Origin of the sequence: Cobetia crustatorum (genome assembly GCF_000591415.1) — a bacterium.
GTDB lineage: Bacteria > Pseudomonadota > Gammaproteobacteria > Pseudomonadales > Halomonadaceae > Cobetia > Cobetia crustatorum.
In genome coordinates this window covers 38,138-52,422 of sequence record NZ_JEMF01000025.1, presented here as the reverse complement: position 1 = coordinate 52,422, position 14,285 = coordinate 38,138, and the positions used below count along the sequence as shown (strand labels likewise).

Below are 14,285 nucleotides of genomic sequence, written 5' to 3'. Positions count from 1 at the left end.
TCGCAACGTCCTCGCGGCGTGGCACGGACAGCCTTGGCCGGAAGTTCGCCCTTCATCGTCAGACGCTTCTACCGTATTGAAGGACTCACCATGTCTACGAGAGCATCCGGACGCACCGTCGGGGGATTGCGAACCCTGTCGCTGCAAGCCCCAGCCGTTGGCCTGTTATTGATGTGGATGCTGATTCCACTGGTCATGACCCTGTGGTTCTCCTTCCAGCGTTACAACCTGTTGATGCCATCGGTCTCCGGGTTTGCCGGTGTCGATAATTATTACTACCTGTTGACTGATCCTTCTCTGTGGACGGCCATGGGTAACACGCTGTTGCTGGTGGGCTGGGTGCTGGTTGCCACGGTCGTGGGCGGTACCTTGCTGGCGGTACTTCTGCAGCAGGAATTCTTTGGACGCGGTGTCGCACGTCTGTTCGTCATCGCGCCGTTCTTCATCATGCCGACCGTGAGTGCACTGGTCTGGAAAAACATGATGATGCATCCGGTCAACGGCATCTTTGCCTGGATTGCCAGCCTGTTTGGTCTGCCGGCGATTGACTGGTTTGCCTCTCTGCCGCTGACCTCCGTGATCATCATCGTCACCTGGCAGTGGCTGCCGTTTGCGGTATTGATCCTGTTGACCGCCATCCAGTCACTGGATGACGACCAGGTCGAGGCCGCGCGCATGGATGGAGCTGGCCCGCTGGCCATCTTCTTCTACATCACGCTGCCACACCTCAAGCGCGCCATCAGCGTGGTGGTGATGATCGAGATGATCTTCCTGCTGACCATCTTCGCCGAGATATTCGTGACCACCTCGGGTGGCCCGGGCCTGGCGACGACCAACCTGGCCTACCTGATCTACATCCGCGCATTGCTGGACTTTGATGTGGGTGGTGCCTCTGCCGGTGGTGTGATCGCCATCATTCTGGCCAACATCGTCGCGTTCTTCCTGGTGCGTACCGTCGCCAAGAATCTTGAGAATTGATGACCCGCGCTCACACAGGGAGTCTGCATGATGACTAGTTCAACCAATTCCGTGGCAGCTGCCAGCATGGCAGTGAATGCCAGTCGGGCTCGCCGCTCTGTCCTCAACCGCAAGCTGGTACTGACTCTGGTGGCGTGGACCATCGCGCTGATGATGTTCTTCCCGATTTTCTGGATGTTCCTCACCAGCTTCAAGACCGAAGCGGAAGCGATTTCCACACCGCCGAGTCTGTTCTTCACGCCCAGCATCGATGGCTATATCGAGATTCAGGCACGGGCTGACTACTTCAAGTACGCCCTCAACAGCGTGGTGATCTCACTGGGTGCCACACTGCTGGCGCTGCTGATCGCCATTCCGTCGGCCTATTCGATGGCTTTCCTGCCGACCAAGCGCACCCAGACCACGCTGCTGTGGATGCTGTCGACCAAGATGCTGCCGTCCGTTGGCGTATTGCTGCCGGTCTATCTGATCTTCCGTGACCTGGGCCTGCTGGATAGCCGCACCGGCCTGATCATCATCTACATGCTGATGAACCTGCCGATCGTGGTCTGGATGCTTTACACCTTCTTCAAGGACATCCCGAAGGACATCCTGGAAGCTGGTCGCATGGACGGCGCCAGCACTTTGCAGGAAATCTTCCATCTGCTGTTGCCGCTGACGCTGCCGGGTATCGCATCGACAGGGTTGCTGTGCGTCATTCTCAGCTGGAATGAGGCCTTCTGGAGTCTGAACCTGACCACGTCGAATGCTGCACCGTTGACCGCTTACATCGCCTCCTTCTCCAGTCCTGAAGGGCTGTTCTGGGCCAAGCTGTCAGCCGCCTCCACGCTTGCCGTCGCCCCGATACTCATCTTCGGCTGGATGACGCAGAAGCAGATGGTGCGGGGCTTGACCTTCGGCGCGGTGAAGTAATCCCTGGCCTCGTGCGAGCCACACTTTGGTCGTTACCGGAGTGCACCTGAACGCGAATGATGCGCTGGTGTCAATCCACAAAATTTGCCATCGCCTGCTCTTGTGGCAGGCGCGGAAAGGAAGCTTACGATGTCCACACTCACGCTCAAGAATATCGTCAAGGAATTCACCTCCGGCAGCGGGGCAAGCGCCTCCACGACCCAGGTCATCAAGGGTGTCGATCTTGAAGTAAAGGATCAGGAGTTCGTGGTCTTCGTCGGGCCGTCCGGCTGTGGTAAATCCACGCTGATGCGCATGATCGCGGGACTTGAGAATGCGACCTCCGGTGACATCCTGATCGACGGCCAGCGCATCAATGATGTAGGCCCTGCCGAGCGCGGCCTGGCGATGGTGTTCCAGAGCTACGCCCTGTATCCGCACATGACCGTGGGCGAGAACATGGGCTTCAGCTTGAAGCTTGCCGGTGTCTCCAAGGAAGAGCGTGCCAAGAAGGTCAATGCGGCGGCGGACGTGCTGCAGCTGGGCCCGCTGTTGGACCGCAAGCCCAAGGCACTGTCCGGTGGTCAGCGTCAGCGTGTCGCCATCGGTCGGGCCATCGTGCGTAACCCGAGCATCTTCCTGTTCGATGAGCCGCTCTCGAATCTGGATGCCGCCCTGCGTGTACAGATGCGTATCGAGCTGGCGCGTCTGCATGCCGAACTCAAGGCCACCATGATCTACGTGACCCACGACCAGATTGAAGCCATGACCATGGCAGACAAGATTGTCGTGCTGCAAGGTGGCGTGGTCGAGCAGATCGGTTCGCCGATGGAGCTTTACCACCATCCGCGCAACCGCTTCGTGGCAGGCTTCATTGGCTCGCCGAAGATGAACTTCCTTGATGTGACTGTCACGGACGTGCAGGCCGAAGGCGTAACGGTACGTCTGCCGGATGACAGCGAGAGCCTGGTTCGGGTCGCTGGCCAGCCCGAGGCCGGCTCGGCAGTCAGCGTGGGTGATCGCCTGACAATGGGCGTGCGTCCGGAGCACCTCATCCTGGATGACAGTGGTCCGTTGGGTGGTCAGGTTCAGGTCATCGAGCGTCTGGGCGGAGTGACGTCGCTGTACCTGGCATCGCCGGATGGCTCGGGTGACGGCAAGATTGGGGGGCTCAAGGCTGACGACCAAGCAGATAGTGGTTGGATTCTGATCGCTGACGGTGATGTGGCGAGCCGCGTCGGAGATAATATTCGTTACACCTTTGATTCGGCACGCGCGCATCTGTTCACGAGCGATGGCTTGGCGTTGCCAAGTCTTGATCGCCATCCGCTGACGGGTCTGACGCGTCAGGACAATTCCTTGTCCAGCGTGTCTGCCGCGCAGGCGACGGACGTATGAACGGCGACGACCACCGCTCAGTGAGCGGACAGCCCTCTGCTACAAGAACAGTGCTCCAGCAGGTGATTTTCGATTGTGATGGTGTGCTGGTCGACAGTGAAGTGCTGGCCGAGCAGGTATTGACTCAGCAGCTTGCCAAATGGCTGCCAGATCTGGATGCCGAAACCGAACTGCGTGCAGCACTGGGCATGACAACCGATGCCATCCTCGCGCACCTGGAAGCCATGAGTGCCCATCAGCTGCCCGAGCAAGCACTGGAGCGTATCGACTCGGCCATCGAATCACGACTGGCAGATGAACTTGTCGCCATTGATGGCGTGGCAGAGTTGCTGGAGCAGCTTTCGTTGCAGGGCATGGCAATGGCGATCGTCTCCAATAGCTCAGCGCGGCGGGTGAAAGCCTCGCTGGCGGCAACGGGGCTGGATCGTTGGTTGGGTTCGGTGCCGCTCTTTACGGCTGAGGAGGTCGCCGTGCCGAAACCAGCCCCTGATGTCTATCAGCTGGCCTTGCGCCGTCTGGGGCGTGATGTGAGCGAGTGTGTCGTGGTCGAAGACAGTCTGGCGGGAGTCACGGCTGCCGTGGCGGCAGGCCTGCGGGTGATTGGTTTTACCGGGGCTGGTCACATCCCACCGGGGCACGATCATTCCCAGCGAGGCGTCGGAGCCTGGCAGTCCACGGCGAGTATGGCCGAGGTTTCTAGCTTGATCAGCAGCTTGCTCACGGATGACGCGCTAGCAAAGGAGTAGTCGCATGAGCCAGATGACAGCACACACCAGCGATAGCGCTCAACAACCTCGTGATATTCCCTCGCGCAAGCTGGTCGGCAAGGTGGCCGTAGTGACGGGCGGTGCCGGGGGGATTGGTCTGGCGATTGCCACGCGCTATGTTCAGGAAGGTGCCAGCGTGGCGTTGGCAGATATCGATATCGAGAGTGCGAATCGCTCGGCAGTGGCATTGCGTCAACAGGAGGGGTCGCAGGCCCGCGTACTGGCAGTGGAGTTGGATGTCACGTCCAGTGTCTCGCGCCAGAGCATGATCGAGTGTGTTCAGGCGCAGCTGGGGCCGATCGATATTCTGGTCAATAACGCTGCGGTCTTTGACATGGCGCCGGTACTGGAAGTCAGTGAAGGCATGTTGCACACCATGCTGGCGGTCAATGTCGAGGGGCTATTTTTTACCCTCCAGGCAGTGGCCAGAACCATGGTAGATCGTGGTCAGGGAGGGCGCATCATCAACATGGCCTCGCAGGCCGGACGTCGCGGCGAAGCGCTGGTCAGTGCCTATTGCGCCTCCAAGGCAGCAGTGATTAGCCTGACTCAGTCCTGCGGACTCGATCTCATCAAGCACGGTATCAACGTCAATGGTATTGCGCCTGGTGTCGTGGATACGCCGATGTGGGATGAGGTAGACGCGCTATTTGCGCATCATGAGCACCGACCGCTCGGTGAAAAAAAGCGTTTGGTCGGGGAGGCCGTGCCTTTCGGGCGCATGGGGCGCCCGCAGGACCATGCAGGTGCTGCCGTATTTCTGGCCTGTGAGGACAGCGATTTTGTCGTTGCTCAGACACTCAATGTCGACGGTGGCAACTGGATGAGCTAAGGATGGGGAACATGTTCCCTCCTGTTGCAAGGTTGTGCATCCATGAATGAGGTAGCCACGTGACATCTTTACCCAATTCTTGTCTGGCCCACATGGTGCCGGAACTTGGTGATATGGCCAGTCGCATACTGGCTCAACATGCCCGTAGTCAGCGTCCACGCACGGTCGTGGCGCTGGCAGGTCCGCCGGCGGCAGGCAAGTCGACGCTCTCTGAGCGTCTGTGCGAAGCATTGAATGCACTGGAATCCGATATCGCAGTGGTGGTGCCGATGGACGGCTATCACTTCGACAATGCTGTACTTGCTCCGCGCGGGCTGTTGGACGTCAAGGGCGCACCAGAGACCTTTGATGCTGAAGGTCTGCGTCAGGACCTGATACGTCTGCGCGCGAATGCTGGCCCGGTCGCTGTGCCCGTGTTCGACCGACCGCTGGATCTGGCGCGCGCCGGTGGGCGTATCGTCGAATCCCATCACCGTATCGTGCTGGTAGAAGGTAACTATCTACTGTTGGAGCACCCCTTGTGGGACACGCTTTCGGCGCTATACGACCTGAGTATCTTTCTCGATATCGAGGATGAAGTGCTGATTCCTCGTCTACTGAACCGTTGGCGGGAAATGGGGCAGGATGCGCGTGGTGCTCATGATCGCACGCATCATAAGGACATGCTCAACGCCCATCTGATCAAGACTGCCTCGCGGTCTGCCGATTGGCGTTGGCGTCTGGCAGACACACCCATTGCCAGGGAAGACGTACTGCCTCCGTCGGTTTGATTCTCTTATCTGTTGTTTACAGCCTTTGCTGTTGTTCATAGCCTTTATTGCCCCAAGGAGTGCCATCATGGCGGTGTCGACATCTACACCTTCTGCTTGTGTGTCCCTGACTCAAGCAGTGCTGGATAAGCCACAGGGGCTGAACAACAGCATTGCGCTGCCGGGGTATGATCGTCGCAGGCTCACCGCCGGGATCGTGCACTTTGGTGTCGGTGGCTTTCATCGCGCTCATCAAGCCATGTATCTAGATCAGTTGATGAACCAGGGTGAGGCACATGATTGGGGTATCGTGGGTGTTGGCGCGATGCCCGGTGATCGGCGCATGCAGGAGGCACTGGCGGCTCAAGACTATCTGTTCACACTGATGGTCAAGCACTCGGATGGGCGTATCGACGCACGGGTAATCGGCAGCATGATCGATTATCTGTTCGCACCGGATGACCCAGAGGCCGTTATCGAGCGCCTGTGTGATCCCGCAATTCGTATCGTCTCGCTGACCGTGACGGAAGGCGGCTACAATTTCCACCAGATCACCGGCGACTATGACGTGGATGCACCTGCCGTCGTGCATGACCTGGCCAATCCGACACGGCCGCAAACCACTTTCGGACTGGTCATCGAAGCACTGGTTCGCCGCCGTCAGCGCGGCATCGCGCCTTTCACCATCATGTCGTGCGACAACATTCAGGGGAATGGCGATGTAGCGCGGCGCATGTTTGTCGCGCATGCCCAAGCATTGGATGCGCAGAGCAGTGCTGGCAGTAATGCCAAGGCTAGCGAGTTGGGTCCTTGGATCGCGAGTGACGTCAGCTTCCCCAATTCGATGGTGGATCGCATAACGCCCGTCACCACGCCGGAAGATATTGCGCTACTGGAGTCATCGTTCGGGGTGGCCGACCGCTGGCCAGTTACCTGTGAGCCGTTCACCCAGTGGGTGTTGGAAGATCACTTTGGCAGCACTGGCAGTAGGGGCGAAGGCGGTGTACATGCCGAGCGTCGTCCAGCGTTTGAAAAAGTGGGTGTTCAGTTGGTCGACGATGTTGTGCCCTATGAGCTGATGAAGCTGCGCCTGCTCAATGCCAGCCATCAGGCCTTGACCTACTTTGGCTATCTCACCGGTTTTCGCTATGCACATGAGGTTTGCCAAGACCCTCTCTTCATCGACTTTCTGCTCGCCTATATGGAACGTGAAGCCACACCGACGCTGAGTCCATTGCCCGGGGTAGACCTTGCTGCCTATAAGCGTACGCTGATAGAGCGCTTCGCCAATCCGAATATTCGCGATACGCTCGCACGGCTATGTGCCGAGTCCTCGGACCGCATCCCCAAGTGGCTGGTGCCGGTGGTCCGTCAGCAGCTGGCTACCGAAGGCGATGTGCGCCTGTGCGCTGCCATCATTGCTAGCTGGGCGCGTTATGCCGAAGGTGTGGATGAGCAAGGTGAGGCTATCACGGTGGTTGATCGCTTGAGCGAGCGACTGACGCGTATCGCGCTGACGCAAAAGTCTCACCCATTAGCCTTCCTTGAGCAGCAGGATCTGTTTGGTGATCTGGCGGCTGTACCGCGCTTTGCCGAGGCTTATAGCGTGGTGCTCAATGACCTACATCAGCTGGGTGCACGTGTGACTCTCGAGCGCCTGATGGTGTCTGTCAGCTAGCCTGTCTGAGCGCTTGCTTTCAAATCGAACAGGGAGAGGGCACATGTTGGTAGGTGTGGATTGTGGCACTCAGAGCACCAAGGTCGTGATTCTTGATCCAGCCCTTGGCCGAATCGTCGCCCAGGGGCAGCGCAGCCATGAGCTGCACGAAGGCGCGAACGGTCGGCGTGAGCAGGACCCTGCTGACTGGATTCGTGCACTGGAAGGTGCCTTTGATGATGCCTTGGCGGCAGGTCAGATTGACCCGCAACACATTCAAGCCATCGGTGTCTCCGGTCAGCAGCATGGCATGGTCGCGCTAGGTGCAGACGGCATGCCACTCTATCCTGCCAAGCTGTGGTGCGATACTGAAACCAGCGAGCATAACGCTGCACTTATTGAGGCGCTTGGCGGTGAGCGTGGCTGCCTCGATGCGCTCGGGCTCGTGCTGCAAACTGGCTATACGGCTTCCAAGGTCGCTTGGCTGCGGGAGCAGCATCCTGAGCTATACCAGCAGATTGCAACGTTGCTACTGCCTCACGACTACCTCAATTTCTGGCTGACCGGTGAGCGCGTTACCGAGCGCGGTGATGCCTCCGGTACGGGCTATTTCGATACTCGTCGCCAGCAATGGCATCAGGAAATCTTCCATCTCATTGCACCGGAACTGGATGCGCGCCGCGTGCTGCCGAGGATAATCGAGTCGCATGCGCCGGCAGGGCGGATACGCTCAGAGATCGCTGCGCGGTTTGGCCTACGCGAGGATGTGATTGTCTCCAGCGGTGGTGGCGACAACATGATGAGTGCCATCGGTACCGGCAATATTGCGCCGGGGCGCGTGACACTGAGCATGGGCACCTCGGGCACAGTCTGTGCCTGGTCCACTGACTATCCTGATGGATGTGATTCGCAGGTAGCGAGCTTCAGTTCAAGCGATGGTGGCTGGCTACCGCTGGTGTGCACCATGAATGTCACCTCGGCCACTACGCGAGTGCGTGAGATGTTTGACCTTGATATCACGGCTTTCTCTGCTCAGGTGGCAAGCTCACCGCGCGGTGCGCAGGGCGTGCAGGTATTGCCGTTCTTCAATGGCGAGCGTGTGCCGATGTTGCCGCGTGCTGAGGCTAGCTTCCACTGCCTCGACAGTCGTAACACCACACCCGCGAATTTGTGCCGGGCGACCATGGAAGGTGCCAGTTACGGGCTACGTTACGCGCTTGAATGCCTCGGGCCATTGGGGGCCAATGCGCGCCAGATTCGCGTGGTGGGTGGTGGTGCCAAGAGTCCGCTATGGCGACAGATGCTGGCCGATATTCTCAATGTCGAGGTGGTTTGCCCGCAGGTCTCAGAAGCGGCTGCGCTGGGTGCGGCGATTCAGGCTGCCTGGTGCTTGGGGCTGCAGCAGGGTAATGAGGTGACGCTGAATGGTTTATGTGAGCGATGGGTGATACTGGACCTCTCCACGCGGACCTTGCCTGAAGCCGCTGGCGTCGCTGACTATCGCAGCGGTTACACCCGCTACCGCACGTTGCTGGAAGAGGTGCATGGTATTGCAGTAGGTGCCACGGTAGATTGATGTGACTCTCGTAAAACGCCCGCCTTCTGATCACTCAGAGGCGGCGTTTGTGTGTCAGAGTACTATTTCTACTCGATCTGGGCTTCAGCCCTAAAGTCACACGTCTCAAGCATCTGAGGAGCGCGCCCATAGATTGACATCGCCATCAACGGCGTAGCGATCAATCTCATCGAGTTCCGCTTGGCTGAATTCAAGGTGATCAAGTGCCTTCACGCAATCGGTGACCTGTTCTGGGCGGCTTGCGCCGATCAATGCTGTGGTGACGCGATTGCCGCGCAGTGCCCAGGCGAGTGCCATCTGCGCGAGCGACTGGTCACGCCGTTCGGCAATCTCGTTCAAGGCACGGACTCGCGCAAGGTTATCCTCACTCAGGTGACTATCCTTGAGCGCTCCGCCCCGTGCCAGGCGGCTATCTTCGGGGATGCCACCGAGATACTTGCCGGTCAGCACGCCCTGCGCCAATGGCGAGAACACGATGGACCCCATACCTTCATCATCAAGAGTGTCCAGCAGGCCATCGTCCTCGATCCAGCGATTGATCATCGAGTAACTGGGCTGATGGATGATGCACGGCGTACCCAGCTCGCGCAGGATGGCTGCGGCCTCGCGGGTGCGTTGGGCGTTATAGGAGGAGATGCCGGCATACAGTGCCTTGCCGGAACGCACCGCGCTATCCAGCGCGCCCATCGTTTCTTCCAGCGGAGTGTCCGGGTCGAAACGGTGGGAGTAGAAGATATCGACATAGTCGAGATCCATACGCTTGAGGCTCTGATCGAGGCTCGACAACAGATACTTGCGGCTACCCCACTCGCCATAAGGGCCAGGCCACATGCGATACCCTGCCTTGCTGGAAATCACTAGCTCATCGCGGTAACCAGCGAAGTCGCGCTTGAGCATGCGACCGAACATCTCTTCGGCGCTGCCCGGCGGCGGGCCATAATTATTGGCCAGGTCAAAGTGGGTGATACCGTGATCGAAGGCAGTGCGGCAGATGGCACGGGCATTGTCTTCGTGACTGTTGTGACCAAAGTTGTGCCACAGCCCCAGTGACAGGCGCGGAAGCTTGAGACCGCTCTTGCCACAGCGCTGATACTGCATGCGCTCGTAACGATCATTGGCGGGGGTATAACTCATGAGGGAATCCCTTCTGACACGTCACCTGACTTGGTCAAGCCAAGTGGTGCTATCGATGAGCAGGGCCGATGCACTACGCACCGGTTATCCATGTCAGTTTAGGTTGCCAGACAGGCACTGATAAGCCGCGCTCAGCGAATAGATTGTTTGCTATAACAGACAATCATCACGAGCTCATTAGTATAGAAAGAGGATAAAGAGGCTAGAGTGAGGCCAGCCCACTGGCTCGCAAGGGGCTGCACATCAGCATACGACAGGAGCCTGCATGCAGCAGCACAAGAAGATGGAGCGCCTGATGTTGTTCGCCCAGGTAGCAGAATCCCTGAATTTCACCCGTGCAGCAGAGGTGCTGGGTATTTCACGAGGTTATCTCTCCGAGCAAGTGCGCCGGCTGGAGCGAGAGATGGGCGCACCTCTATTGATTCGTACTACCCGGGCCGTGCGTTTGACCGAGGAGGGTGAGCGCATTCGTTTGCGCATGCGCGGTGTGCAAAGCGAGCTACTGGCATTGGAGCGCGACCTCGAACATGAGCGCCACAGCTTCAGTGGTGTGCTGCGGATTACCGCGCCGGTGTTGTTTGCCGAACGTTATCTGATGGCCATCTGTCGTGATTTTCAGGTGCGTCATCCGGCACTGGAGATTCGCCTCGACGTCAGTTATGAAAGTCATGATCTGACCCGGGAACCCTTTGATGTGGCGTTTCGCGCCACGCGTCAGCCGCCGGACAACATGATTGCGCGGCATCTACTCGACTATGCTCACTGTTGTTGTGCCTCGACCGGCTATCTGGCGGTTCATGGCACGCCTCATCAGTCGTCGGATCTCACCGCGCATCGCTGTCTGCGCTGGACGGGGCACGCCCATTGGACGATGGCCAACGGTGAGGTAGTCGTCAGCGGTGGCTTGGCCGTCAATGATCATCGCTTGCTGAAGCAGCAGGCACTGGCCGACGGTGGCATCATCCGCGTTGCCGAATATCTGGTGGATCGTGAACTGGCCGATGGGCGTCTGGTTCGGGTGCTGGAAGCCGAAGAAGGTGTACCGCACAGTATTTACATGCTCTACCCTCAGCGCATTCAGCAGTCTGACAAGCTCAGGGCTTTCATGGATGCGGTGATCGCGGGCATGCCGAGATAGGCATGAGCACACAAAAAGGACCAGCGTGCCATTCCTTCAGCATGCTGATCCTTTTTACTGCCAGCCTGACGAATGGCAGGCCAGGCCTGAGAGTTAGAGTCCGAGTGCTGCCACACCAGCCTTGGCGATCTGTGCATCTTGCTCCGGCTTCACGCCTGAGACACCGATGCTGCCGGCGATCTGGCCTTCCACCATGACGGGTACACCGCCGCCCAGCATGCCTTCGAGTTCCGGTGCTGACAGGAATGCTGTGCGCCCTCCATTGATGGAGTCTTCAAATAGCTGAGTCTCGCGGCGACCCAACGCAGCGCTCTTGGCTTTCTGCAGCGCAAAGTGGCCGGTCATCGCCGGAGTATTATCGAGACGCCGCAAGCCCATCGGATGGCCGCCATCATCAGCGACGGCGATGGAGACTGCCCAGCCGTTGGTATCGGCTTCTTTCTGTGCGCCCTCCAGCATGAGGTTGACGTCGTCGAGGGTCAGTACGTGGCGAGTGATCATGGAGCTTCCTTTCGTCTTGATGGATGGTCTTGATGGATAAGGAGTGTCAAATATGACTCAGGGTGTGGTGGACAGTGCTTCATCCACCAGTTCGATCCAGTGGCGTACCGGCATTCGTCCGGCACCATTGAGATGCGTCTGGCAACCAATGTTGGCGGTCACGAATGTCGTGGCACCACTGGCTTCCAGTGCATCCAGCTTGCGGTCTCGAAGCTGGTGTGACAACTGCGGCTGGGTGACGGAGTAGGTGCCGGCAGACCCGCAGCACAGATGACCCTCCGCCACGGGAGCAATGTTGAAGCCGAGCCTGCTCAACAGCGCTTCTGTCTTGCCGCCAAGCTGCTGAGCGTGTTGCAGCGTGCAGGGACAGTGGAAGGCCAGTGTCTTCTTGCCGCTCGTCGCTGCATTTAGCAGTAGCATATTGTGTGAGTGATCGGCGGATGCCTTATCTGCTGCGGCAGTGCTCACTGCAGCATCCAAGACCTCGACAATGTCCTTGGCCAGTGCGCTAACCCGTGCTGCTCGCTCGGCATAGTCAGGATCATCGGCGAGCATCTCACCGTACTCCTTGACGAAGGCACCGCAGCCGCTGGCAGTCTGCACGATGCTCTCGGCACCAGCTTCAATCGCTGGCCACCAGGCATCGATATTGGTGCGCATGCGTGCCCGACCCGCCTGCTGAGCGTTGAGATGGTAGTCGATGGCCCCGCAGCAACCGGCTTCTTTTACGGAGGCGACACCGATGCCGAAGCGGTCCAGCACGCGTGCCGTGGCGGCATTGGTGTTTGGCGAAAGGCTGGGTTGGACACAGCCCTCTAGTATCAACACCTGTCGGGAATGACGCTGTGGCGAGGGCCGCGCCACCGATGAGTGATGGTCTGGCACAGGAATTTTATCAGCCAACGAGGCGGGTGCGAGTGGTCGAAAGCGCACGCCCAGCGCCAACAGCGCCTTGAAGCGCGTGGGCTCAACTAGCGCATGGCGCAAACCGGTGCGCAGCAGTCGTTCATGCCACGGTCGGCTGACGCGACGTTCGAGTTCATGGCGGCCGATATCCAACAGCTTGTGATACTCGACGCCGGAAGGGCAGGTCGTCTCGCAGCTGCGGCAGCTCAGACAGCGATCCAGGTGCAACTGTGTCTCGCGCGTCACCTGTGATGCGCGTTGACGTTCGCTTGCCTCTGCGCTGTCGGGATCGCTCTCCAGCAGCTGTTTGATCAGATAGATACGTCCACGCGGTCCGTCGCGCTCGTCGCCCAGCAACTGATAAGTCGGGCAGGTGGCATTGCAGAAGCCACAGTGAACACAGCTACGCAGCACCTTGTCGGCCTTCTGGATGTGCGGCTTGGCGAGTGCGGCTTCGCTGAAGTGTGTCTGCATGGTCAGGCCTTCCTTGAAATAGGGCAGAGTTCTCTATTTATCATTGCGGTATCAATGCTTGTGCCTTATAGCCCTGCATATAGTCGGCCGGAATTCAGGATGCCGAGTGGATCGAGCTGCTGCTTGAGCTGTACGTGATAGCGGGCATTGATCGTGTTCAGAGGCATCAGTGGGCTGTCTTGCTCACTGACCACGCCTGGCGTGTAGCAGACAGCGTGACCGCCCAGGCGATGCGCTAGCTGACGGACGCGCTCGGCAGGCGCATCGCTGTAAAGCCAGCGCTGCGCACCGGCCCAGTCACACAGCAGGTCTGCCTCATCAATATGGCCCAGCGTTTCGCTGACGGCGGCTTGCCAATCGCCATGGTTGAGCACCAATGGCAGCGACAGGCGCCATAGCGCCTCATGGCTGGCATGAGTCGTGAAAAAGGGAAGTTGGTGCTCGCGCAGGTCTGACCAGTAACGGGCCGCTTCGATCGCGTGCAGTGACTCGCCCCCTAGCATCGTCACGCCGGCTTCTACGGAGCGCATCCCGCCTTCCAGCCGCAGGGATAATGTACCGGCCTGCCAGCTGGCAGCGGAGATCGGCAGTGGTGTGCGCCCCCAGGCGGTAAGCCGTGTGAGCGTCTCGTCCAGGGACAGCTCAAGACGCAGTGACTGACTCGCCGCTGGGCGCGGCATCACCTTGAGGGAGACTTCGCTGATGGCGCCCAGCGTGCCTTGTGCGCCGGTCATCAGGCGCGAAAGGTCATACCCGGCAACGTTCTTCATCACCTCACCGCCAAAGCGCAATGCCTTGCCCTCGGCACTGATGATGCGCGTACCCAACACCAGATCACGCAGACTGCCACTCCACGGGCGGCGTGGGCCCGATAGCCCGCAAGCAAGCGTGCCCCCGACAGTGGCATTCGCTCCGAAGTGCGGCGGCTCGCAGCTCAGGTGCTGATGCTGCTCGGCCAGCACGGCCTCAAGCTCAGCGAGAGGGGTGCCAGCACGTACCGAGACCATCAGCTCCACGGGGTCATAGTGAGTGATGCCGTGATGTGCACGCATGTCGAGCACTTCATCGGCCTCGACTGTCCGGCCGAGAAAGGCCTTGCTGCCACTGCCGGTGATGCGTAGCGGGCGCTGTGCCGCATGTGCTGCGCGCACCTGTTCACCGAGTGCCTCACTCGCGTCATGTCCGCTCTGATTACCGTGGGCATACTCGGCATGGGCCGGTACTTGACGCTGAGAAACAGGGGATGGCTCTGACATGTCATGTCCTTGTGTGGCAGTGCAGCCT

Annotated in this window: 13 protein-coding genes; 9 read left to right on the top strand and 4 right to left on the bottom strand. The window is 59.2% G+C overall.

The window, feature by feature from the left end; translation table 11 throughout:
* Window positions 1-90 precede the first annotated feature (90 nt).
* The 8 genes from BF12_RS0107060 (at window position 91) to xylB (ending at window position 8,848) form a co-directional block, all read left to right on the top strand.
* Window positions 91-978 carry a carbohydrate ABC transporter permease gene (locus tag BF12_RS0107060; RefSeq protein ID WP_024951668.1) on the top strand — a complete coding sequence of 296 codons (888 nt, stop codon included), beginning with the start codon at window positions 91-93 and terminating at the stop codon, window positions 976-978.
* Window positions 979-1,044: 66 nt separating this feature from the next.
* Complete coding sequence (locus BF12_RS0107055) at window positions 1,045-1,890, top strand: carbohydrate ABC transporter permease (RefSeq protein WP_051510813.1); 846 nt, start codon at window positions 1,045-1,047, stop codon at window positions 1,888-1,890.
* Window positions 1,891-2,019: 129 nt separating this feature from the next.
* The gene (locus tag BF12_RS0107050; RefSeq protein ID WP_024951666.1) at window positions 2,020-3,267 is read left to right on the top strand and encodes an ABC transporter ATP-binding protein; all 1,248 of its coding nucleotides are present in this window, start codon (window positions 2,020-2,022) and stop codon (window positions 3,265-3,267) included.
* Window positions 3,264-4,013, top strand: coding sequence for an HAD family hydrolase (locus BF12_RS0107045; RefSeq protein ID WP_024951665.1), 750 nt, complete (start codon window positions 3,264-3,266; stop codon window positions 4,011-4,013). The genes BF12_RS0107050 and BF12_RS0107045 overlap by 4 nt, the downstream gene beginning before the upstream one ends.
* Before the next feature lie 13 nt (window positions 4,014-4,026).
* Entirely contained in the window at window positions 4,027-4,866 is an 840-nt protein-coding gene (locus BF12_RS0107040) for an L-iditol 2-dehydrogenase (RefSeq protein ID WP_051510811.1), read from the top strand.
* 59 nt (window positions 4,867-4,925) lie between these two features.
* Complete coding sequence (locus BF12_RS0107035) at window positions 4,926-5,636, top strand: nucleoside/nucleotide kinase family protein (RefSeq protein WP_339379012.1); 711 nt, start codon at window positions 4,926-4,928, stop codon at window positions 5,634-5,636.
* Window positions 5,637-5,703: 67 nt separating this feature from the next.
* Window positions 5,704-7,293, top strand: a complete 1,590-nt coding sequence (locus tag BF12_RS0107030) for a mannitol dehydrogenase family protein (protein ID WP_084488014.1) — start codon at window positions 5,704-5,706, stop codon at window positions 7,291-7,293.
* Window positions 7,294-7,336: 43 nt separating this feature from the next.
* Window positions 7,337-8,848, top strand: a complete 1,512-nt coding sequence (gene xylB / locus BF12_RS0107025; RefSeq protein WP_024951661.1) for a xylulokinase — start codon at window positions 7,337-7,339, stop codon at window positions 8,846-8,848.
* Window positions 8,849-8,953: 105 nt separating this feature from the next.
* Here the strand turns inward: xylB and mgrA are convergent, their stop codons facing one another.
* Window positions 8,954-9,982 carry an L-glyceraldehyde 3-phosphate reductase gene (gene mgrA / locus BF12_RS0107020; protein WP_024951660.1) on the bottom strand — a complete coding sequence of 343 codons (1,029 nt, stop codon included), beginning with the start codon at window positions 9,980-9,982 and terminating at the stop codon, window positions 8,954-8,956.
* 265 nt (window positions 9,983-10,247) lie between these two features.
* Between mgrA and BF12_RS0107015 the strand changes: the two genes are divergently transcribed.
* Window positions 10,248-11,120, top strand: coding sequence for a LysR family transcriptional regulator (locus BF12_RS0107015; RefSeq protein ID WP_024951659.1), 873 nt, complete (start codon window positions 10,248-10,250; stop codon window positions 11,118-11,120).
* 93 nt (window positions 11,121-11,213) lie between these two features.
* Here BF12_RS0107015 and BF12_RS0107010 read toward each other — a convergent pair whose 3' ends face one another.
* The 3 genes from BF12_RS0107010 to glcE all read right to left on the bottom strand — a co-directional run bounded on the left by BF12_RS0107010 (window position 11,214) and on the right by glcE (window position 14,257).
* Window positions 11,214-11,621, bottom strand: coding sequence for a GlcG/HbpS family heme-binding protein (locus tag BF12_RS0107010; RefSeq protein WP_024951658.1), 408 nt, complete (start codon window positions 11,619-11,621; stop codon window positions 11,214-11,216).
* 57 nt (window positions 11,622-11,678) lie between these two features.
* A complete protein-coding gene (glcF, locus tag BF12_RS0107005) occupies window positions 11,679-13,001 on the bottom strand; it encodes a glycolate oxidase subunit GlcF (RefSeq protein WP_024951657.1) in 1,323 nt (440 codons plus the stop codon).
* Window positions 13,002-13,066: 65 nt separating this feature from the next.
* Complete coding sequence (gene glcE, locus BF12_RS0107000; RefSeq protein ID WP_024951656.1) at window positions 13,067-14,257, bottom strand: glycolate oxidase subunit GlcE; 1,191 nt, start codon at window positions 14,255-14,257, stop codon at window positions 13,067-13,069.
* Window positions 14,258-14,285: the final 28 nt, after the last annotated feature.